Source organism: Clostridium septicum (assembly GCF_003606265.1).
GTDB classification, from domain to species: domain Bacteria; phylum Bacillota; class Clostridia; order Clostridiales; family Clostridiaceae; genus Clostridium; species Clostridium septicum.
This window is the reverse complement of the sequence record NZ_CP023671.1, coordinates 2,595,759-2,619,457: the sequence shown is the minus strand read 5'-3', so window position 1 is coordinate 2,619,457 and position 23,699 is coordinate 2,595,759. Positions and strand designations below refer to the sequence as shown.

The following is a 23,699-nucleotide window of genomic DNA, read 5'->3' as shown; positions in this document are numbered from 1 at the left end:
TATAAATCTCATTTTACCTTAATTCGAATGATTCACAATCTGTGCATTAAATCATAGTAGGTTTTTTTTCATGAGTTCCTACTTGTATAACATTTAATGTGCAATAATTTTCTGCTTGATCATTATACTTACATTCATTAACTGTACATTTTATACTTGGATTTCTTGACATTTAAAACACCTCCTTAATAACTTTCCTTAATAGTATCTGCACTATTTCATTAATTATTACAGGATAAATTTAGAAAATGTTTTTTAGATATTTCTACGGATTCTCTAGCATCTTTTGCATAGAAATCTGCCCCTATCTCCTTTGCATATTCCTCTGTTAAGACAGCACCTCCAACAAAAACCTTTATATCTTTTTTTGCTTTTCTTAAAGCTTTTATGGTTTCTTCCATGCTTTTTAGTGTTGTTGTCATTAATGCACTTAATCCAACTAAAGTTATATTATTTTTAATAACAGTATTAACTATATTTTCTATAGGAACATCTTTTCCTAAATCTATAACCTCAAATCCGTAATTTTCTAATATTACTTTAACTATATTTTTTCCTATATCATGTATATCTCCTTTTACAGTAGCTAAGGCTATTGTTCCTTTTGAAATTGTTGATTTATTTTTTAATAATAAATTTTTTTTCAAAACTTCAAAAGCATTTTTAACTGTTTCAGCTGACTGTATTAACTGTGGTAAAAATATTTTTCCCTTTTCAAAATTATCTCCTACCTCATCTAATGCAGGTATAAGATATTTATTAACTATTTCAATTTCATCTACTGATTTTAGTAATTCTAATGTTGCACTATGAGCTTCTTCCCTTAACCCCTTCATTAATATATATTTTAAATCATAATTTCTGACTTCAACTATCTTGTTTTTTTCTTTATCTTCTTGGCCATATACCTCTATATATTTAGTTGCACTTTTATCAAAATTATATAAAACATTAAATGAATTAATTACATTCATCATTCCTTCTGAATTTGGATTTAATATTGGTAAGTTTAATCCATTTCCTAAGGCTAATGCCAAAAATGTTTCATTTATTATACTTCTATTAGGAAGTCCAAATGAAATATTTGATATTCCTAATACTGTTTTTAAACCTAATTCTTTGTTAACTATATTTAATGCCTTAAGAGTTTCTGTAACTTCTTCTTGCTTAGCTGATGCAGTTAATACTAACGTATCTATAAAAACATCCTCTTTTTTTATTCCATATTCTAAAGCTTTATTTAATATTTTTTTTGCTATTTTCACTCTATCTTCTGCTTTCATTGGAATACCTTTTTCATCTAATGTTAATCCAACTACTGCTGATCCATATTTTTTAACTAAAGGAAGCACTTTATCAAGAATACTATCTTCTCCATTTACAGAATTCACTATAGCTTTACCATTATAGTATCTTAACCCTTTTTCTATAGCTTTAATGTTAGATGAATCTATTTGAAGAGGTACATCTAAGATACCCTGAATTTCCTTAATAACATTAACCATGGTTTCCTCTTCATTTATTTCTGGAAGACCTACATTTACATCTAATATATCAGCTCCTGCTTCTATTTGCTCTATCCCTTGTTTTAATATATAATCCATATCTCCATTTTTTAAAGCTTCTTTAAATAATCTCTTACCAGTTGGATTTATTCTTTCACCAATTATTTTTACACAATTAATATTAACAGTTCTTGACGGAGTACATATTGCAGAAAAACTTACTTTTTCCCTTTTAATAGATCTTATATTGTTAATTTCTTTTGATATTTCTAAAATATATTCAGGTGTAGTACCACAACAACCTCCAATTATATTAACTCCACTTTCTATAAAACCAATTATTCCAGATTTAAACTCTTCTTTTGATATATTGTAAACAGCTTCTCCTACTGATAAAGAAGGTAAACCAGCATTAGGTTGAACCATTAGCGGTAAATTAGTCCATTCTCTTACTTCCTTAATTATGGGTAATATTTCCCTAGGTCCTAAGGAACAATTTACCCCTAATGCATCTACCCCTAATGCATCTAAAGTAATAGCCATACTTGATGCCTTACAACCAGTAAATGTTCTTCCATTACCTTCAAAACTCATAGTACAAAATATAGGTAAATTAGAATTTTCTTTTGCAGCTAATACTGCCGCCTTTGCTTCATATAAATCCGTCATAGTTTCTATTAGGATTATATCTACCCCTGAGTTTTTTGCTAATACAACTTGTCTTTTAAAAATATTATAGGCTTCATCAAATTTCAATGTGCCCATAGGTTCTAAAAGTTCTCCTATTGGTCCTATATCTAAAGCTATTAAGACAGATTCATTACCTTTAGCCTCTATTGCTAATGAAATTCCCTTATTAATAATCTCTTCCACACTATATGAAGTTCCATATAACTTTTTCTCATTTGCTCCAAAAGTATTTGTTGTAATAACCTTTGCTCCAGCATATATATATTTTTTATGAATTTTTTTAATCACCTCTGGATTAGTTATGTTCAGAACCTCTGGATTTTGTCCAAGTTTTAAACCTTCCTTCTGTAACATTGTTCCCATAGCTCCATCAAATAACAATATATTATCTTCTATAAAATCTTTAATTCCCACAATTAAATCCCTCTTTTCTAAAATTACAATTATTATAGTTTCTACATTCTAAACATCTTCTTTTTTTTACAAATTTATCCTCATTTATAATGCCAATTATAGCAGTTACTGATTTCCTAGGAAATAATATGTTGTTAGAAGATGCTGTAAGCCCTATTTTTTTATTTGCTTCTATTACTTTTATAAATTCTTTTTGTATTTCTATATCTAAATCTCCATACCCTGGACTAAATCTAAAGTTTAAGTTTTTACATTTTCTCCTAACAATATCTCTTATCTCCTTTTCTATATAATCGCAAAGTTCCTCTATTGCTGTAGTTGCACAAGCATCCATTACTAAAGCCTTTGTTAAATTAATTCTTTCATAAAGATTTATTTTTCTTTCTACATCGCTACCTATTGTAGCTGCCATTAAAACACAAGTATCTGAAAATACTAAATGTTTTTTTATATCTTTTCCCTTTAACACTAAAGTACTATTTTTTATATTTATTTCATTATCTTTTCTAAATACATTATAAAATTTATATATATATCTTGGATTTACTAATTTTTTAACTTCATTTCTACATTCTTCTATAATGTTATTTATTTCTTCATTTATTTCTTCATTTATTTCTTGACCTCTATATCCTAAATATCTAAGTACCTCTTCTTTATTAATCTCAAACTCTTTAACTTTATTATTCATAAATATTAATTGAAAAACCTTTCTTCAACACTTCTTTGTCCTAAAATAATGATAAATCTCTATAATTTCCACATTGTATTTCATTAGCAGGTGGAATTTCTTTTGCTTTAGTAAGTATTATTTCTTCATTATTTATATATCTTATTATAGTTTTAATACTTTCATTTATTCTGTTAGCTACATATGGGTTATTCATTGTGTACAAATGTATCCCATCTACCTCTGAAGATATTAAATCAACAATCTGCTCTACAGCATAAGCTATTCCTGCATCTCTTAAAGAAACCTTATCATGTTCATATTTATCCATTATCTTCAAGAATTTTTTAGGTAGTTTAGCTCCACATAATGAAACTATCCGTTCTATTTGCTTTATATTTACAACTGGCATAATTCCTGCTTGAATAGGTGATTTTATATTATATTTTTCTTTCTTTTCTAAGAAATCATAAAAATAATTATTATGAAAAAAATAACTGCGAAATAAAATGTGATGCTCCTACCTGTTCCTTCATCTTTAGGTATAATATTTCTTTATCTATATCTTTGCATTCTTGATGTCCCTCTGGATAACAAGCTCCAGCAATATTAAATTCTTTTTTATAAAAATTTATATATTCAATAAGATCTTTTGCATAATCAAAATCTCCTTTTATCTCTTTATCTACTGGAATATCTCCTCTTAAAGCAAGTACATTATTTATCCCAATTTTAGATAAATCCTTAAGTATAAAATCTATCTCTTTCTTTGTTGATCCTATACATGTTAAATGTGCTAATGTTTCTATTCCATAATTATTTTTTACTAAGGCAGATAATTCTCTAGTTCTATTTTCTAATAAACTTCCATCTGCTCCATAAGTTACACTTATAAAATCTGGTCTTAAATCCTTTAACTCCTCTAGTGTATAATATATAGTTTCTATATTGGATGTTGGTTTAGGTGGAAATATTTCAAAAGAAAATACCACCTTTTTTTCATTAAACAATTTTCTAATATTCATATATCTTCCCCTATTTTATATTTCCTTATCACCTCTCCCCTAATTTTATTTATAAAAATAGAACCATTTAAGATAAAATCATAAATGGTTCTTACATATCTAAATTATTTTTTTATAAGCAATAAAATTATTGATATTATACTAAAAGCTAAACTTATAATATTTATATATGTTACAACTTGCTTTATACTAAATCCCTTAGCTTCCAATCTATAGTGTATCTGACTTCTATCTGCCTGATAAACTGGCTTTCCTTCTGAAAATCTTTTTAATATAACAAATATATTGTCAAATATTGGAACAGCTAATGCTAAAATAGGTATAAATAAACTCATTACTGTTGCTTGTTTAAAAGCTCCATCTAAAGCTATTATACTTAATAAAAACCCTAAAAAATTAGCACCTGAATCCCCCATAAATATTTTAGCTGGATACTTATTATACATTAAAAATCCTACAACTATACCTGAAACTATAAGAGACATAATTATTGATTCACTTTGCCCTAATATTAATGCTACTCCAGCAAATGTAATAGCTGAAATAAATGATAATCCTCCTGCCAATCCATCCATTCCATCTGACCAGTTTATAACAGTAGTTACTCCAAATATCCATGTTATTGTTAATAAAAATTGTATTATTGGATTTAAAGTTATGTACTCTCCAGTAAATGGATTTGCAAATCCTCTAAAAGCTATTCCTGCTTTAAATATAAGTGCTGCGGCTAATAGTTGAATTATAAGTCTTGGATATATAGGAAATTCCTTTCCATGAGCTTTATAATAATCATCGGCTAAACCAATTATAAGTATTAATGATGCACTAATAAATACCCACATCTTTTCTGTTACTGAAGTATTATTATTAATTATTAAATATACTATAAAGAATCCAATAAACATTCCAATTCCACCACATAAAGGAATTTCACCTCTATGATTTTTTCTCTTAGTTGGTTTATCTGTAAAATTATATTTTAATGACAACTTCATTAAAATTGGCATTATTAAATATACTATTATAAACGCTAATATAAATGCTAATATATATCGCATAATTAATTACTCCTTAGTTATCTTCAAGTAAAAGTTTTCTTATTTAAAGACTAATTTCCTATTTATTATACTATTATTACTATTCTTTATCAACTTAAAGTATATATAGGTTCCAATAAAGTTATCTTCCACTTTATTTTAAATTAAAAGGAGCCTTAAAGGCTCCCTTATTAGTTAACTTCTTGCTTCTATCATATCTTTAACTTTCATTAACCTAGTTAAAGCTCCTCTTTCATTTTCATCAAGCTTCATTCTAATATACTTGATTGTTTCTTGAAGAGATGGTATTGTCATATATTCAAGTGCATTAACTCTTCTTCTTGTTTTTTCTATTTCATCAGCCATAAGCTGTGTTGATTTTTCAACTTCTGCAAGTTCTAAAAGTTTTGGTAGTATTCCATAAAGTTTTCCAATAGCATCATCTAGTTCAGCAGATGTGTTAGCAAATCCATAAGGATATATACTTCCTTCATCTCCTTCTAGTTGTCTTTTGAAATTCATCTTTGGAACATTAACGCTCATTATGTTCTTTGTTCCAACTTCAACTGAAATACTTTCCTTTGGATAAGCTACTGCTTCCTCAAGAAATTCAGAACTCATTACAGCACTTGCCATAACAAAATCCTTCAATGAGCCTTGAAGTTCAGCTTCTACAGACTTTCTTAACTCATTATTATATTTAACAAGATTAACGAATTGTCTCATAAGCTCATCTTGCTTATCCTTTAATAGTTTATGTCCTCTAACAGCTGTTGTTAATCTTTTCTTCAGCTTAGACATTTCCATTCTAGTAGGATTGACGTTTAATCTTGCCATGATTTATTCTTCATCTCCCTTTGGCATATACTTTTCAAGATATTCATCTCTAATTCTCTTAAGTTCTGTCTTAGGAAGTATCTTAAGAAGTTTCCAACCTAATTGTAATGTTTCTTCAATAGTTCTATTTGTAGTAAATCCTTGTGAAACATATTCATTTTCGAAAGCTTCGGCAAATTTTGCGTATTGTTTATCAGTATCAGAAAGAGCTGATTCACCTAAGATAGCTGATAATTCTTTAGCTTGCTTACCTTGTGCATAAGCTGAGAATAATTGGTTCATTGTATCAGCATGGTCTTCTCTAGTCTTTCCTTTACCTATACCTTTATCTTTAAGTCTTGAAAGTGATGGTAAAACATCTATTGGAGGCATAATACCTTTCTTATATAATTCTCTTGAAAGTATTATTTGTCCTTCTGTTATATATCCAGTTAAATCTGGAATTGGATGTGTTTTATCATCTTCAGGCATTGTTAATATAGGAATTTGAGTAATTGATCCTTCTCTTCCTCTTATTCTACCTGCTCTTTCGTATAATGTAGAAAGGTCAGTATATAAGTATCCTGGATATCCTCTTCTACCTGGAACTTCCTTTCTAGCAGCAGATACTTCTCTTAATGCTTCTGCATAGTTTGTTATATCTGTAAGTATTACAAGAACTTGCATTCCCTTTTCATATGCTAAGTACTCAGCACAAGTTAATGCCATTCTTGGAGTAGCTATTCTTTCGATAGCTGGGTCAGATGCAAGGTTCATAAATAGAACTGCATTATCTATAGCACCTGTTCTTTGGAATTCTTCAACGAAGAATTGTGATTCTTCGAATGTAATACCTATAGCTGCAAATACAACTGCGAAGTTAGAATCTGAATTTAAAACTCTCGCTTGTCTTGCAATTTGAGCAGCTAACTCTTTATGTGGAAGACCTGAACCTGAGAAAACAGGTAACTTTTGTCCTCTAACAAGAGTGTTAAGACCATCTATAGCGGAGATACCAGTTTGTATAAACTCTGATGGGAAGTCTCTTGAAACTGGGTTTATAGCTTCACCATTTATATCTAGTCTTTGTTCTGGTATGATATTTGGACCATTATCTATTGGATTACCCATACCATCGAATATTCTACCAAGCATATCTTCTGATACACCTAGTTCAAGAGGTCTTCCTAAGAATTTAGCTTTAGTTCCCTTTAAGTTGATTCCTGAAGAACCTTCGAAAAGTTGTACCATAGCTTTTGATCCTTGAATTTCTAGAACCTTACCTCTTCTTTTTTCACCAGTTTGAAGTTCAACTTCAACTAGTTCATCATATTTAACACCTTCTACACCTTCAACTACCATTAAAGGCCCAACAACTTCTGTTACTGTTCTGTATTCTTTAAGCATTTTGAACCCCTCCTTCGTTGATTAATGTATCTATAGCAGCTTTTAATTCTTCAGCAATATCATCCATTTTAGCTATATCTTCTTCGTGGATATACTTACTTCTAGCTATCTTATCTCTTACATCATCTAATTTTAATACCTTATCTAAATAAACTCCCGCATCTAAAGCTCTTTCAGCTTCTACTTGGAATAAAAGTATTAATTTAAGCATTCTATATTGCTTTCCTAATGAAGCATAAGTGTCTATTTCATGGAAAGCATTTTGTTGAAGATAATCTTCTCTTATTGATTTAGCAACTTCTAGTTTTAATCTATCTCTTTCTGATAGAGCATCTATACCTACAAGTCTAACTATTTCTTCAAGTGAAGCTTCTTCTTGAAGGATTGTCATAGCTCTTTGTCTTAAATATGACCAATCTTCTGCTATTTCTTTATTCATCCAACTATCTATAGTATCATCATATAATGAATATGAATTTAACCAGTTAATTGATGGGAAATGTCTCTTATATGCAAGTTGTGCATCTAGACCCCAGAAAACTTTAACTATTCTTAATGTTGCTTGTGATACTGGTTCAGATATATCTCCTCCTGGAGGTGATACAGCTCCAATTGCTGTTACAGCACCTTCTCTACCATCTTTACCTAGACAAACAACCTTACCTGCTCTTTCGTAATAATCAGCAAGTCTTGATCCTAAGTACGCTGGATATCCTTCATCACCTGGCATTTCTTCAAGTCTACCTGACATTTCTCTTAATGCTTCTGCCCATCTTGAAGTTGAATCAGCCATTATAGATACTGAGTATCCCATATCTCTGAAGTATTCAGCTATTGTAATACCTGTGTATATGCAAGCTTCTCTAGCAGCAACTGGCATGTTTGAAGTATTAGCTATAAGTACTGTTCTCTTCATTAAACTTTCCCCAGTTTTTGGGTCAATAAGTTCTGGGAATTCGTTAAGAACGTCTGTCATTTCGTTACCACGTTCTCCACATCCAACGTAAACAACTATTTCGCTGTCTCCCCATTTAGCTATAGCATGTTGAACAACTGTTTTACCAGCTCCAAATGGACCTGGAACTGCAGCAGCTCCACCCTTTGCTACTGGGAAGAAAGTATCTATAACTCTTTGTCCTGTAGTCATTGGTGCTTCTGGTTTAAGTTTCTTTGCATATGGTCTACCTTTTCTAGCTGGCCATTTTTGCATTAACATTATGTTCTTTAAGCCTTCTTTTGTTTCTACAACACATACAGTTTCATCAACTGTGAACTCACCTGACTTAATCTCTTTAATAGTTCCTTCTATTCCATAAGGTACCATTATTCTATGAAGTACAACTGTAGTTTCTTGAACTGTTCCTACAACATCTCCTGGTGCAACAGCATCTCCAACTTTAGCAGTTGGTTTAAATTCCCACTTCTTCTCTCTATTTAATGATTTAACTGCCACACCCTTCTTTAAGAATGGTGAATGTGCAGCTTTTTCTATAGCATCAAGTGGTCTTTGAATTCCATCGAACATTGACTCTATAAGTCCTGGTCCAAGTTCTATACTTAATGGTTCTCCAGTTGTTATAACTGGGTCCCCAGGGCCTATTCCTGTAGTTTCTTCATAAACTTGGATAGATGCCTTATCGCCTCTCATCTCGATGATTTCACCGATAAGACCCTTTTCTCCAACCTTAACCATGTCGAATATATTTGCTTCGTCCATTCCTTCAGCAACAACTAAAGGACCTGCAACCTTAATTATCTTTCCGGTCTTCAAATTACTAACCTACCTTCCCTTATAAAATGTTAACGCCAACAGCTTTTTCCACGCTATCACTAATTCTCTTAAGTCCAATATTTAATGAACCTTGATTACTTGGAATTAATATTACAGCTGGAAGTACTTGTTCATTGTAACGAGCTATTGTGTCTTCTATTTCTTGAGCTACATGCTCCGTTACGAATATAACTGCATAATCATTTCTTGCACATTTATCAACTGCTATTCTAGCTTCATCAGCTCCAACTACTGGAAAAACATCTATTCCTAGTGCTTTAAATGCTAAAACTGAATCCTTATCTCCAACAACTCCGATTTTCTTATACATAAATATCACGCAGCCTTTCTTTTATTACTTCCTCAGCAATATTATTAAGCTTGCCAACCATTATAATTCTTATTATTTTTATCTCTGTTTCCTTTGCATAAATATATGATAATATTCTTTCTGGACCAAAGGTAACAAGTTTAGAATCCTTCATAAGTGCCATTATATAATTATCACTTAATTTCTCTAAAAGATTTACAGAATCTGTATTTATATATGCTTCTATACCTTCTTTAATCATTTCTGAATAAATAGTACTGTTAAGCTTAGATATTATGTTTTCTGGTGATTCATTAATTAATGCAACTAATGTACTTGGATCTATAGAACCACCAGGTACTAATACTTCTAAAGCAAATTCTCTGTTTTTATTTTGCTTTTTGATTCTTAATAACGTTCTTACGTTAGTTGAATCAATTATTGCTTTAACAAACTTATCTATAAATTCATAATCTAGCTCATTTTTAAGCTCTACCATTTCCTTAAACATATATCTGTCAATAATTATGTCTATCTTTTGCGGATCTTTAGTAGATTCAAAATCATTAGCAGCTTCTACAACTGCCTTTTCTAATTTTGCTTCTAATTCCTTATAATTTTCACTATCAATTTTACGCTTAACTTCATGTAAGTCTAAATCACCTAAATGTATAAGCATATGTGATAAATCTTTACCAAGGAATTTTCCTTTTAAAATTACTTTTAAATTGTGATAATCATATTTAATGCTCATCAACTTAACTACATCTTTGACTGGGCAAAGTTCTTTTACTAAATCATAAATTCTCTTTAACTCCGCTGTTAGAATTTCTTCATAATCTGTAGCCCTTTTAATATTTGTCATTACATTTGAGTACTCAGTTTCACCAAGTACCTTTAACGCTTCATCAGCTGAATCAGCATCAATCATTCTTTCTATTTTGGACTTATCAAGGAGTCTAGTTTCTAATACCCAAATTCTTGATAGCGCTTGGGTAAATTGCATTACATCCATCTATTCCCCTCCTTAATTAAATAACACTCTTGCTACTTCAAACTCCAATTCATCTCTTAATGAACTTACCAAAGCTTCATATGTGTTATTGATTTCTATTCCATTTTTCTCAAGAATAAATCCACCTTTAAATTCTCCAGCTTTTGAACTTAATTTAATGTTTCCGTTATTTCCTAATGCTTCATTTAATTCATATATAAAGGCGATATCTACCATTTCAATTCCATCATTATTTAAAATTAAAGTTTGATCTCCAATTTCGCCTAATGAAAGTATAGATTCTCTAACAAAGCTTAAAAATTGTTCTTTTGAAATCTTAGTTAATTTATCTACACTACTCTTAAAGACATCTTGAATAACCTCTTGCTTTGCAGCTAACTTGTTATTTCTAACTTTAAGTGCTGCTGCAGATAGTATTCTCTCTTTTCTAGTTTTAGCTTCTAATTTAGCCTTAGCTATCATTTCAGCTTCTAGTTCTTTGGCTTTATTAACTTTCTTTGAAAGAATTTTATTCTTTTCTTCTTCAGCAGAAGCTAATATTTTTCCCTTTCTTTCTTCTGAATCCTTAAGGATCTTAGAAGTTAAATTATTTACATTTGACATAACGTATTCTCTCCAATCCTAAAATCCCTTACTTACTAACATGAATGAGATAACGAATCCTAATAATGCATATGTTTCAACCATAGCTGCTAAAATAATACCTTTAGTGTTGTGTTCTGGTCTCTTAGCTAATATTTGGATACCAGCTGCTGCAACCTTACCTTGAGCTATACCTGACCATAATCCAGCGAAAGCTATTGGTAAACAAGCTCCTAATAAGTACATACCTTGTTCTAAAGACATACCTGAAGTCATCTTACTAAATACTAAGAAACCTATAACGAAACCGTATAAACCTTGAGTACCTGGTAATAATTCAAGAACTAATGCCTTACCAAACTTTTCTGGTTCTTCTGTTACTAATCCTGTTGCTGCTTGACCTACTAGTCCAACCCCTTTAGCTGATCCTATACCTGATAAACCTACTGCTAAAGCAACTCCTATAGCGGCAAAAATAAATCCACCGTTATTTTCTATAAAAAATTTAATCCAACTCATTTCCATTGTTAAATCCTCCTAATTTCTTTTTAAGTTTATATATTTTTCTGAAGCGGTAAATGGTTCAAATGGTTTTCCGCCACCATCATAGAATTTTGAAAAATATTCTACGTATTGTAATCTTGCTGTATGAACATAAGCTCCTAATAATGAAAGAAGCAAGTTAAATATATGTGCTAGTATAAAGAATACAGGTCCTACTATTATAACTGCTACTCCTGGTAATGAACCAATAAGTAAGTTTAATGCTCCTGCTATACTTCCACCAGCTAAACCTAATGCCATAAGTCTTGTATATGATACTAAGTCTCCTACATATCCAGTTATTCCATATAATGCATATAACCCTTGACCTAACTGAGCTCCTTTTGATTTTTCTGCTCTACCGCCTGTAAGAACAATTACTATCATACCAAATACCATTGCGATTTTAGCAATAGTTCCAACTATTGCTGGTAATCCTAACATTGGTGCAAGTACTATCAATCCAATTGATACTAAGGTAATTACCCAAGATCCTACATCATAAAAGGCATCTAGTGGTTTACCTAACTTAATTAATGTATAAGCTTTTATTCCTAAACCAAAGAATATTTGGATTACACCCAAAATTATAGATAATATCAGTATTGTATTAACATCCCTTGAAGGATCTACAAGTTTTGGTAAAAACGGCAACATATCTCCAAAGAATGATCCGTATATTAATCCAAATCCTATTGTTGGAATACTTAAATAAAAGAAGAATCTTGCAAAATCTTTCTTGCTTTTATCAAGGTTTAATGCTTTTAATGCAATAATTGATGCAATCATAACTAAAAGTCCATATCCTGCATCTGCAACCATCATTCCAAAGAATATTAGATAAAATGGTGTTAAAAGTGGTGTCGGGTCTACTTCATTGTACTTAGGATAACTATACATTTCAGTTACTTGTACAAAAGCTGATGTCATTTTACCATTTCTTAATTTTATTGGTACATCATCAATTTCTTCATCTTTAACTTCTTCAAAAGTTAATGAATAATCTTCTCCAAGAACTTCTTTACACAAAGATACTAACTTATCATTATCTTCTTTACAATTCCATCCTTGTATAGTAACTATTGTATTAGTCTTTAAGAAATTCTTTGATGCATTTTTTCTTTGAATCTTGCTAGTATAATAATCATACACTAGTTGAAGTATCTTTAATTCAGCTTTAAAATCTAAAAGCTCTTGTTTTACAAAGAATTCTTTTGATTTTACTTCCTCAATTTCAGCTTTAAAGTCAGTAATTGACTTCATAGGAACATCTTTGTTCTCAGTTTTGAAATAACTAAATCCTAAACCTCTTAGTACCTCTGATATTTTTTCCTTGTCTTCAATATTTGCAAGTACAAGAACATTAACATCATTATTATCTCTTGAAATAATTTCAACATAAGCATCTTCTAAATCTTCAATTAGATTTTGCTCATATTCCTTTTGAATAGTTCCTAAAACATAATAAGTCATTTTTAATTCATTTAATGATTCAAATGAAGTATCTAAAGATTCCCACGGAGCTAATACCTCTATTTCTCCTTCTAGCTTAGCTATTTTAGAATGTAAGTTAGCTAGTTCATCTTCTTTTTCTTTAACTTTTTCATAAACACTTAGCCAATTAGATTGCTCTACTTGCTTTTCTAGTTCATCTAAACTTAAAGATTCCTTATCATCTTCTAGGGCTTTTAATCCTGATTTTTTTGGTACATAGTTTGTTAAGAAGTTTACAGCAGATTTAGCTTTTGATAAATTTTCTTCGTACTCTGCACACTCTGAATCTACATCATCTTTTGAAAGATCCTGAAGCTCTTCGTATTTTTCTAAAAGTTCTTCATCTTGTAAATCAACAAATTCTACATTGGAAAAACCCTGTAATTTACGAATAAGCTCTTCTTTTTGAGACTCAAATGCAAGCAAAGTGAATTTGTTCATCTTAACTATTGCCATGAATTCTCACTATCCTCTCAACGACTAAATTAATAGCATTATCTTTCTTTGCTCCAGACACATTATGTATGTCTTGAACTTCCTTTTCACCTTTCGTTAAGATAGGTTCAGCTTCTTTATCGCCTTCAGTTTGAGCATCTTGCATAAGTTTCATTTTCTTAGCTTTTGCTTTTTCTAATATTTCATTATACTGCTTATCTGCTTCAAGATTAGCGTTTCTAATGATTTCTTTAGCTTTAGCTGTAGCTTCTGAAACTAATTCTTCTGCTTTAGCTTCGGCTTTTTTTATTTCACCTATTGCTTCTAATGCCAAAATCTCACCACCTTTATTACTGTCATTATATTTATTAATAAAAGTTAATACTTTATGCAATACTAGATTATTACTCTATATAGTATAAAATTATTACTTTATATAGTATAATCTAATAGCTTTATATAGTATTAATTACTTTTTACTCTTTTTAATTATACACTGTTTCGCATATTTTTCAACAATTTTATTTCATATGAAGGCTAATGATACTATAATTACTCCTTATGTAAACATTTAATATAGTTTTTTCCCCTTTTTTTAATATTTTTTTTAATTTTAATAAATTTCTTTTGTAATATCTATTATATCACCTTCATACCCAAATAAGTAGTATGATTTTCCTTTTAATATTTTATCATTATGCATAAATTTTTCTATATTTATACCAAAGGATTCTACATAATAATTCTTTAAAAGATATTTTTCCCTAATTTTCTCCTTTATTTCTTGTTCTTCTTCCTTACTTAATCCTCTTTCTATAAATGAAGGCATTCCTCTTCTTTTATTAAAACTTAAATAATCAAATTTTATTATATCCATAAGCTCTGAAGCATCTTCTTTTAATATTTCCATATTAAAGTCTAAAAATACTTTATAGTACTCATTATTTCCTATATTTTTATTAAAATATCCTTTTTTGTCAAAAAACTCACTTAAACTCTGATAGAAATCAAAAGGAGTGTCAAATTTAACAACTAAATACTTTAATATATTATTAAACTTTTGACTATTATAATATTTATCTACCATTTCTTCAATTTTTTTAAGTTTTAACATTTCATCATAGGAAATAGTATTAGTTTTTAATATCTCATATGGAGGATATGGAGAATATACCATTCCATATTCTAAAGCTTCTTCCCTCATAGAAGACCCTCTAAGAAGCTTTAAAAATCCAAGTTGAACTTCTTCTGGCTTAATACTATATACATCGTTAAATGATTTTTTAAAAGAATAGAAATCTTCATCTGGAAGCCCTGCAATTAAATCTAAATGTTGTTTAATATTTCTTATACTAAGTAACTCTAATACTTTTTCTTTGATATCACTAAAATTTACAAAACGATTTATCCTTGTTAACACATCATCATTTGTAGTTTGAACCCCTACTTCAAATTGAAATCTATCTTTTGGCGCTTTTCTTAAAAGTTCTAATTCTTCTTTCTTTAATATATCTGCTGATATTTCAAAATGAAATTGAGTTTTTGTATCTTGATTAATTAAAAATTCCCATATAGCCATTGCAAACTTATGATTACAATTAAATGTTCTATCTACAAATTTAACAAGTTTAACTTCTTTATTTATAAAAAATTGCAATTCTTTCTTTACTCTATCTATATCTAAAAACCTAACACCATGCGTTGTAGATGATAAGCAATATTTACAATTAAAAGGACAGCCTCTAGAAGCTTCATAATAAACAATCTTATTATCAAGGTTCTCATCTTGTTCATAAGGAAATATAACATCATTCATATTCATTAATGGTCTTTTACCATTTGAAAAAACTTCGCTATTATTTTTAAAGTATAACCCTCTTATACTTTCAATATTTCTAAGACCTATTTTATATTCTACGAACTCTCTATATGTTTTCTCCCCTTCTCCTTCTATTATGTAATCTCCATTTAACTCACTTAAAATATTTTGACTATCATATGATACTTCCGGTCCCCCATATAATATTTCAATTTTATCATCAACTAACTTTATAAGATTTGACAGTCTTCCTATCATTTCTATATTCCAAATATAAGTAGAAAAAGCAACTACATCTGGTTTTTCTTGTATTATTTCCTCTAGTATCTTTTCATCTCTGTCATTTATTGAAAACTCTCTTATTTTGCAAGTATAATCCATATCCTTTGTAAAAGCCTTTAAGTATCTAACTGCTAGATTACTATGTATAAATTTAGAGTTTATAGCTGTAAGTAAAATTTTCATATTTTTCTTCCCTTCTTTTAATCATAAGTTAATTATTTATATGAAAGCATAATAATATACATAATTAAAAGCCTTAGTATTCTTAAAATACAGATCTTTTAAGAATACTTGGCTTAGTATATCTATATTACTTATATATTTATCAATATTAACACTTACAGTTCTGTGTATCAACCTCCAAAAACTCATTAATATTCTTTTTTCCCTTTATAAAATGAATATCTTCCCATTCTTTAGTTTCCTCTATATCATAATATTTCTCAAGCATTGCTTTAGTATCATCTATATTTGACTTAGAAAGAGGATTTAAATTTTTGAACTCAAATTCTTTAAACTTTCCTGATGGCAATAACGCTCTAATTTTATTATTTATAACTTCACCTACATCTTTATTTATATCCCAAATACATATTTCTCCGCCAAATCTTAAATATTTAGTTACCTCTTTAATTAAATTTTGCCTTGTTCCATTACTCCATATATTACTTAAACAAAAAAATATTGTACATGTATCATATTCTCCACCTAAAAGTAAATGTTTTGTTTCACTTCCAATATAATCAACTGAAACTTCATCCATAACATCTTTTGATAAATTATATATAACCCCAAAACTTTCTCCTACATCTAAAATATCTCCGTTTAGCTTAACATCAGATAAATTAAGTATGATAGTTTTACCCATTATCCTTCTCTCCTTTCAAAAAATAGTATATATTATTATACTACCACTTTATCCCAAATATTAACATAACTTTTATTTTTTTCTACTAATTATTAGAAAGAGAATATATAATAAATTATATACTCTCTTTTAAAACATTATTTTTTATTTACTACTTTCTTATTATTAAATTTAAATGCTAAACACATTACTAAAACTATCAAAAAACCAATTGCAAATATCCAAACTACTTTAGGAAGATTAAATAAACTACCATTATTTATAGTCTCTAACCTGTACAAACACCCTAATCTACTATCTAAAATAAAAAATCCATCTTCATAAAATTTTACTTTTTCAACATAACTATTTTCACCTAAATCAATCAATTCTTTTAATACCCCTTCATCAGTACGAGCATATAAGGAACCTTTCTTATTGTCTGCAAATATCATTGTATCTTTTAAAAAAAATCTACCTTCTTTATCAATAGCAAATCCATTTAAAGAGTTTATATCTTTATGTTGATATAAAGGTGCAGCAGGAGTTTTAACTGGATGATTTTCAATTAAAAAATCTATCTTTTCATTATCTGTAAATCTTGGAGAAGTAATAGGATCACCACCACTATAATCTGGCCATCCATACCATGCACCTTTTTTAAATTCGTATATATAATCTTTGTCATTCTTAATAGGTCTTAGCCCTTTATCTTCCATTCCTCCAACTATTCCCTTTAACTTACCTGTGCTATCTATATCAAATCCTTTAATATTCCTAATTCCATGGGAAAATATAGATGTTTCTCCTTTCTTTAAGTCATAAGCAATTATAGAAGCATTTCCTATTACCCCTTCCTTAGTTTTTTCTCCCTTTTCCACTGTTACAGAGTATGGTGAAAATGGTCCCGTCTGAACTTCACCACAATTTTTTCCTGATAATATCCATTGTATTGTTGAAAGATCTTCTGGCTGTCCTTTTTCTGATACTATTCCAGAATTTGTGTTACTTCCGACAGATAAGTACAAAGTTTTTCCATCACATAATAATTGTATATTTTTATTTTCTCCCTTATTAGGTATTTCAGTAATTAAATCTTTACTTTCATGTATTTTAGGATCATATTGTATAACTCTATTGCCTGTAGCTATAAAAAGCTTATCTTCACTCCATAATATATCTAAAATATCAAATGAATTTTCATTTATTATCACCTCATCCTTGCCATCTTTATTTATTATTCTTATAGTATCTTTAAAAGCTATGTATAAATTTCCATCTTTATCAAAATCAAAACTTTTTGCACCGTTACACCCCTTTAGGGTTATAGACCAATCTATATTTTTATATATTACATCTAAATCATATTTATTTGTTAATTTAAAAATACCAAATGCACAAGTTACAATTAAAATCGATATTATTAAAAATTTTATAAAGTGTTTCATTATATCTCCTCCTCTCTCCCTTATGATTAATTTATATTTAATAATAAGTAAAATATTACTGTATTGTTTGAAATTATAATAAATTCTAATATTACGGAAATATCTTAAAATTTTGAAGGTGTTACTATAGAGAGGTTTATTCTGCCCCTGTTAAAAACTCAGTAAATGGTTATATAACATATAATACTCCTGCCGTTTATAATGGTTTTACTTTTGATAATATAAGATTTGAATTTAAAGATGAAAAAATAATCAAAACTGCGGCTAATAATAGTGAAAAACTAAATGACATATTTAATACTGATGATGGTGCTACATATATAGGCGAATTTGGTGGTGGAGAAATCTATTTTGATGATATTCTAATTAGAAAAGATGGAGTATTTATTATTCCTGAATTATACTGTTTAAACCCTGAAAATCTAGCTTAATATATACTAAAAGGAATAATATAGATATTCAAAAAATTATCTATATTATTCCTTTTATCTAATTTGATTTTATATATTCTAAAAATACTGATACTACTTCAGGATCAAATTTTACTCCAGCTTCAGCTTTTAATTTTTTTACTGCCTCTTCTTTTTTTATAGCTTTTTTATATGTCCTTCCCATAACCATAACATCATAAGAATCTGCTATTGCAACAATTCTAGCCATTAAAGGAATTTCTTTTTCTTTTAATCCTAAAGGGTATCCCATACCATCCCATCTTTCATGATGAGTTAACACACTGTTAGCTATATGAGATAGTTCATTAGCTGCGTTTATTATTCTATATCCTTTTTCAACATGTGTTTTCATTATTTCAATTTCATCTTTTGTTAAAGCACCTTGTTTTAGTAATATTTCTTTTTTAATACCTATCTTACCTATTTCATGAAATTGAGCAACTAAAGTAAGCTCTTCTAATTGAGATAATGTAAAGTTTAGTCTTTTTCCTATCTCAGTTGAATATTTAATAACTCTTTTAGTGTGAGCTTCTGTTTCTATACTCTTGAACTCTAAACTCTTTTTAAATGAATTTAAAATTGAGCTTTTTATACTTTTCGACTCTAACAGTTTTTTACTATATACTCGCTCCTCTACCAATCTAATACAATGATAAATATCTTCTTTTAGTGATTCCCTAATTACATTTCCTAAAGCCATGCTTAACTGTATAAAATCGTATTTATGGTTTTTACATTGAATAATAATTTCTTTTATAATACCTTCACACTGCTTTTCATTATGATTTGGAAGTAAAATTATAAACTCATCTCCTCCCCATCTAAAAATATAGCCTATATCTTTACATACTTGTTTTAAAACTTCTGATATGCTTATTAAAAGTTTATCTCCTTCCAAATGACCTATTGTATCATTCACAAGCTTTAGTCCATTCACATCTCCCATTATTATTCCTAAAGGCAGATATTCACTATAATCTAATTCTTTTATTTTCTCTTCAAAACTACTTCTATTATATAAACCTGTTAAAGCATCTGTATAACTTAAATACCTTAATTTCTCCTCTAATAATTTTTTCTCAGTTACATCTCTAGATAATCCAACAATCCCTAAAACATTACCATTATCATTTATAACTGGAACTTTTAAAATTTCCTCTATTCTTTTATTTTCAGAATCATTAATTGATACTTCAAAATATTTCATCTTTTTTTCTTTCATTACTTCCTTATCTTGTCTAACAAATTCTGATGCTATATCATCATTAAATCCTAGTTCAAAATCATTTTTTCCTTTTATTTCTTTAATACCTCTTTTAATAAAAAAATCTTCAAAGCTCTTATTAAATCCAATAAATTGCAATTTATTATTTTTATAAAATATAGATTCTGGTAATGAATCTATAATTGTACTTAATATCCCCTTTTTATTATTTAACTTTAAAGCTTCTTCTTCACTATTTGTTATATCTATAATTACGCCTGCTATAGCTTTAACAATTTTATTTTCACCTTCAAGAGGAATAACATAATATTTCATAAATTTATCATCTACAAAGCACTCTTTAGAAACTACTTCTCCTAGTAATACCTTTTTTTTTGCTTCTTCTTTATATTTATTTAATAATTGCTCATTTAAAATATTTTCATCTGTTTTATTAGATTTTTTGATGAATCTTTTTTTATATTCATTATTTAAAAATATACTTCTAGATTCTAAATCTTCTATCCAAATTGGCCAAGGTACATTTTCAATAAACATTTCATATATATTCATTACATACATCCCTTTTTTTCTACAAATATTTCAACCTTTTTTAAGATATTATACATTAAAATTAAATTAAAATATATAAATTATTTAATTTAATATTTTAATTTAATCTTATATTTTCAATTTTAAACTAATATCATATTTTTCTATTTGTAAGAATAAATATAAATGTGATTAAAGGAGTGAATTGCTTTGGGAAAAGATAATTTTGTTAAAAACTCATTCTTACTTACTACATCAAATATAACAACCGGAATTCTCGGCTTTATATTTTCAATATATTTATCTAATCTTATAGGACCTAAAGGAATGGGATTATATAGCTTAGTTATGCCCGTTTATAATTTGTTTATTTGTTTGATGACGGCAGGTATTATAGCTGCTATTTCTCAAGTATCAGCTGTATATAGTGCAAAAGGAGAGTATAACAACATAAAGAAAACTATGAGATCAGTTGCTATATTCAATATTATTTGGGCTGTTATCATAGGAGTTATTGTTTTTCTTTTCTCTCCAATTATAAGTAAATATGGAGTAAATGATGTAAGAACAGTTAATGCTATAAGAGTTACTTGCCCTGCTATGGTTTTTATAGCATTATCTAATATTTTAAAAGGGTATTTTTATGGAGTCTCTAAAATAACACTGCCCTCTCTTATTGATATTTTAGAAAAAGCAATGAGAGTATTAACCCTTGCCCTATTAATATTTATGTTTAAAACAACAACACTAGAGGGTTTAGTAACTTTAGCATATGTTTCTTTAGCAATTGGAGAACTTCAAAGTTTATTATTACTTTTTGGCTATTATAGGCATATATCTAAGAAAACCCCAATTACACGTGATAAACCTGAAAGAGCCTCACAATTATTGTTTAATGTTTTTATAATTGCATTTCCTCTTTGTATAAATGGATTTTTAGGAAACTTATTTGCAACAGCTTCTACATTAATAGTTCCTAGACGTTTGATGGTTGCAGGATTTGACTATTCAACTGCTTTAGGCTTAATAGGTAAATTTACTGGGATGGCTTTAACTATCATTAGCTTTCCTATGATTGTTGTAAGTTCTATAAACTCTCTTATAATACCAGATTTATCACAAACATTAAGTAAAGGAGATTATTATAATGCATGTGTTAGAATAAAAAAAGTAATGAAAATTGCATTTCTACTTGGACTTGCTACTACAATAATTTGTAATATAATTCCAGACTCTTTAGGCAACATGTTCTATAATAGAGATGATTTAGGTACTTATATAAAAATAAGTTCTCTTTGTGCACCTATTTTATTTACATCAACTACAATGTTTGGAATTCTTAACGGGTTAAATAGGCAAGGGATTATTTTAAGAAATTCTCTTATAGTTGCATCTGTTGAACTTATATCACTATTTATATTTACTTCTATTCCAAATATAAACATATTAGGTTATGCAATAACAATGTTTATAACTTCAACCTTAAGTCTTATAATTAATCTTCATGAAGTAAAAAAACATTTAGATTTAAATTTATCAAAAACTAATATAACTATATTTTTATTACTTTCAGTACTTGTTTTTATGCTTTTAAACCTATTGGCAAATACACTTTTAAAAGATTTGTTTATAATTAAAAATATTATTATATGTCTTTTATCTTTTGGAATATTTGCTATATTAAGCTTCTTCGGAGTTATAGAAGATTAAAAAAGGTGAGCCCTTAACTATAGAGCTCACCTTTCTATATTAGCTGTCTTCTAATACTTCTTGGCATAAATTTATATAATTTAGGTGAAATCATATCTAAATCTTTTTTTCTTATTCCACCGAAATAAACCATTATGTATAAATAAACTATACCACCTATGCTTACTAATAAAAATGTTGCTAAACCTATTAAAATTCTAGTTGCTAATGTTCCTACAGAAATTATTCCTATAGATCTTATAATAGGTACCTTTATTGCATATATGACAAAAGACATAATTATTGATGATATTAATGGAACTATTGCTTGCTTTATTATCGGAATCTTTACTTTAAAAAATCTGGTTAATTGCCTATGATTAATTATTGTGGGAACTAAAAATGCAAGTAAATTACCTATTACAGCTCCCAATATGTTTATTTCTTTAATTCCAACAAGAAAGTAATTTGCTGCAAATTTTATTACTATACCTAATCCTGCAGTAAATAATATTAAATACAATTTATTAATCCCTTGAAGTATTGTATTTTGAATAGTTGTTATTGACATAAATATTAAAACACATGAACCATACAATAAAAGTTCATATCCTTGTGATGTTCCAAATAAGAATCTATAAATAGGTTCTGCTAAAATAGCTAATCCAAACGTAGCTGGTATAGTTATCATATAAGTTATTCTAAAAGAATAACTCATTTGCTTTTTTAATTCCCTTTTGTTTCTCTCTACAAAAGCTTGAATTATTTTAGGAAAAATAGCTGTTCCTAAAGCAGTAACTATTGTTAAAGGTACATATATTAATGTCTTATAACTTCCTAGTATACCGTATAGACCTTCTACCTCTGATGCTGAAAAACCAGCATATAGTAATCTGCCATTAACATTAATTACATCTATAATACCTGCAGCATTTTGCATACCTGCAACTAATGTTATAGGAAGACCATATGTTATAAGTTTTCTTAGTATAGTCCTATCACTTACTCTTTTAGTTGAGACATCACTAATAATTGCTTCATCTTCATAATTTCTTTTTTCATATATAAATATTATAAAGATTATTGCAACTAAAGCTCCTATAGATGTACCAACTGTTCCTCCTGCACTTCCCCATTCTAAACTGAATTTTGCAAGTAAAAACGCAAACAGTAAACTTAACACTACATTTATTATTTGCTCTAAAACTTGTGATATAGCTAAGGTATTCATATCTTCTATACCTTGTATATATCCTCTATATGAAGATAGTATAGCTGATAACACAATAGTAGGAGCTAAAATAAAAAGTGCTAATCCCGATCTAGGTGAATTAACAATATTAGCTATATTAAATGCAAACACCATAAATAATATAGTAACTATAGTTCCTATTATAGCTAAATATCTTCTTGCAAGTTTCATTGCTCTTAATGCATCTTTATGATTACCAATAGCTCTAAGCTCAGTAACAACCTTAGTAACAGCAGGTTGAGTCCCTAAGCTTGTTACTGCAAATATAAATATAAAAACATCATAACTTGCTTGGTATATACCATAGCCTTCTACGCCTATTATCCCTCTTAAAAACGGCATATAGATAGCTGAAAGTAACTTTCCAACTAAACCAGCTATAGATAATATTAAAAAGCCTCTCCCGGCATTTCTCTCTTCCATATTGATCCCCTTTTATA

General features: G+C 28.5%; 19 protein-coding genes and 2 pseudogenes. 2 read left to right on the top strand and 19 right to left on the bottom strand.

The window, feature by feature from the left end; translation table 11 throughout:
* Nucleotides 1–46: 46 nt before the first annotated feature.
* The 17 genes and pseudogenes from CP523_RS12065 to CP523_RS11985 all read right to left on the bottom strand — a co-directional run bounded on the left by CP523_RS12065 (nucleotide 47) and on the right by CP523_RS11985 (nucleotide 18,110).
* Entirely contained in the window at nucleotides 47–172 is a 126-nt protein-coding gene (locus CP523_RS12065; protein ID WP_120140899.1) for a DUF1540 domain-containing protein, read from the bottom strand.
* Nucleotides 173–221: 49 nt separating this feature from the next.
* Entirely contained in the window at nucleotides 222–2,609 is a 2,388-nt protein-coding gene (locus tag CP523_RS12060; RefSeq protein WP_066673482.1) for a homocysteine S-methyltransferase family protein, read from the bottom strand.
* Complete coding sequence (locus tag CP523_RS12055) at nucleotides 2,599–3,300, bottom strand: methionine synthase (protein ID WP_120140898.1); 702 nt, start codon at nucleotides 3,298–3,300, stop codon at nucleotides 2,599–2,601. Before CP523_RS12055 ends, CP523_RS12060 begins: the two co-directional genes overlap by 11 nt.
* A 124-nt stretch (nucleotides 3,301–3,424) precedes the next feature.
* A pseudogene (gene metF, locus CP523_RS12050) lies at nucleotides 3,425–4,304 on the bottom strand (methylenetetrahydrofolate reductase [NAD(P)H]); the annotation flags it as partial.
* 104 nt (nucleotides 4,305–4,408) lie between these two features.
* A complete protein-coding gene (locus CP523_RS12045) occupies nucleotides 4,409–5,362 on the bottom strand; it encodes an MraY family glycosyltransferase (protein ID WP_066673479.1) in 954 nt (317 codons plus the stop codon).
* A 174-nt stretch (nucleotides 5,363–5,536) separates the two neighbouring features.
* On the bottom strand, nucleotides 5,537–6,178 hold the full coding sequence (locus CP523_RS12040; RefSeq protein WP_066673477.1) for a V-type ATP synthase subunit D: 642 nt from the start codon (nucleotides 6,176–6,178) through the stop codon (nucleotides 5,537–5,539).
* Between the two features lie 3 nt (nucleotides 6,179–6,181).
* Nucleotides 6,182–7,564 carry a V-type ATP synthase subunit B gene (locus tag CP523_RS12035; RefSeq protein WP_066673475.1) on the bottom strand — a complete coding sequence of 461 codons (1,383 nt, stop codon included), beginning with the start codon at nucleotides 7,562–7,564 and terminating at the stop codon, nucleotides 6,182–6,184.
* Nucleotides 7,557–9,335 carry a V-type ATP synthase subunit A gene (locus CP523_RS12030; protein ID WP_066673471.1) on the bottom strand — a complete coding sequence of 593 codons (1,779 nt, stop codon included), beginning with the start codon at nucleotides 9,333–9,335 and terminating at the stop codon, nucleotides 7,557–7,559. Before CP523_RS12030 ends, CP523_RS12035 begins: the two co-directional genes overlap by 8 nt.
* A gap of 19 nt (nucleotides 9,336–9,354) precedes the next feature.
* Nucleotides 9,355–9,666, bottom strand: coding sequence for a V-type ATP synthase subunit F (locus tag CP523_RS12025; protein WP_066673470.1), 312 nt, complete (start codon nucleotides 9,664–9,666; stop codon nucleotides 9,355–9,357).
* A complete protein-coding gene (locus CP523_RS12020; RefSeq protein WP_066673469.1) occupies nucleotides 9,659–10,660 on the bottom strand; it encodes a V-type ATP synthase subunit C in 1,002 nt (333 codons plus the stop codon). The genes CP523_RS12025 and CP523_RS12020 overlap by 8 nt, the downstream gene beginning before the upstream one ends.
* Nucleotides 10,661–10,672: 12 nt before the next feature.
* Complete coding sequence (locus CP523_RS12015; RefSeq protein ID WP_066673468.1) at nucleotides 10,673–11,263, bottom strand: V-type ATP synthase subunit E; 591 nt, start codon at nucleotides 11,261–11,263, stop codon at nucleotides 10,673–10,675.
* An 18-nt stretch (nucleotides 11,264–11,281) separates the two neighbouring features.
* Nucleotides 11,282–11,767, bottom strand: a complete 486-nt coding sequence (locus CP523_RS12010; protein WP_066673467.1) for a V-type ATP synthase subunit K — start codon at nucleotides 11,765–11,767, stop codon at nucleotides 11,282–11,284.
* 12 nt (nucleotides 11,768–11,779) lie between these two features.
* Nucleotides 11,780–13,735, bottom strand: a complete 1,956-nt coding sequence (locus CP523_RS12005) for a V-type ATP synthase subunit I (RefSeq protein ID WP_066673466.1) — start codon at nucleotides 13,733–13,735, stop codon at nucleotides 11,780–11,782.
* Complete coding sequence (ahaH, locus tag CP523_RS12000) at nucleotides 13,722–14,108, bottom strand: ATP synthase archaeal subunit H (RefSeq protein ID WP_243106747.1); 387 nt, start codon at nucleotides 14,106–14,108, stop codon at nucleotides 13,722–13,724. The genes CP523_RS12005 and ahaH overlap by 14 nt, the downstream gene beginning before the upstream one ends.
* A 219-nt stretch (nucleotides 14,109–14,327) precedes the next feature.
* On the bottom strand, nucleotides 14,328–15,998 hold the full coding sequence (locus tag CP523_RS11995) for a B12-binding domain-containing radical SAM protein (RefSeq protein WP_066673464.1): 1,671 nt from the start codon (nucleotides 15,996–15,998) through the stop codon (nucleotides 14,328–14,330).
* A 148-nt stretch (nucleotides 15,999–16,146) separates the two neighbouring features.
* Complete coding sequence (locus tag CP523_RS11990; protein WP_066673463.1) at nucleotides 16,147–16,683, bottom strand: hypothetical protein; 537 nt, start codon at nucleotides 16,681–16,683, stop codon at nucleotides 16,147–16,149.
* Nucleotides 16,684–16,820: 137 nt separating this feature from the next.
* Nucleotides 16,821–18,110, bottom strand: a complete 1,290-nt coding sequence (locus CP523_RS11985) for a PQQ-dependent sugar dehydrogenase family protein (RefSeq protein ID WP_120140897.1) — start codon at nucleotides 18,108–18,110, stop codon at nucleotides 16,821–16,823.
* Nucleotides 18,111–18,241: 131 nt separating this feature from the next.
* Here CP523_RS11985 and CP523_RS11980 point away from each other — a divergent pair.
* A pseudogene (locus CP523_RS11980) lies at nucleotides 18,242–18,541 on the top strand (aminopeptidase); the annotation flags it as partial.
* Between the two features lie 58 nt (nucleotides 18,542–18,599).
* On the opposite strand, the gene CP523_RS11975 reads toward CP523_RS11980, so the two are convergent.
* Nucleotides 18,600–20,339, bottom strand: a complete 1,740-nt coding sequence (locus CP523_RS11975; RefSeq protein ID WP_066673460.1) for a sensor domain-containing diguanylate cyclase/phosphohydrolase — start codon at nucleotides 20,337–20,339, stop codon at nucleotides 18,600–18,602.
* 189 nt (nucleotides 20,340–20,528) lie between these two features.
* Between CP523_RS11975 and spoVB the strand changes: the two genes are divergently transcribed.
* Complete coding sequence (gene spoVB, locus CP523_RS11970) at nucleotides 20,529–22,028, top strand: stage V sporulation protein B (RefSeq protein WP_066673459.1); 1,500 nt, start codon at nucleotides 20,529–20,531, stop codon at nucleotides 22,026–22,028.
* A 34-nt stretch (nucleotides 22,029–22,062) separates the two neighbouring features.
* Here spoVB and CP523_RS11965 read toward each other — a convergent pair whose 3' ends face one another.
* On the bottom strand, nucleotides 22,063–23,682 hold the full coding sequence (locus CP523_RS11965; RefSeq protein WP_066673458.1) for a putative polysaccharide biosynthesis protein: 1,620 nt from the start codon (nucleotides 23,680–23,682) through the stop codon (nucleotides 22,063–22,065).
* Nucleotides 23,683–23,699 lie beyond the last annotated feature (17 nt).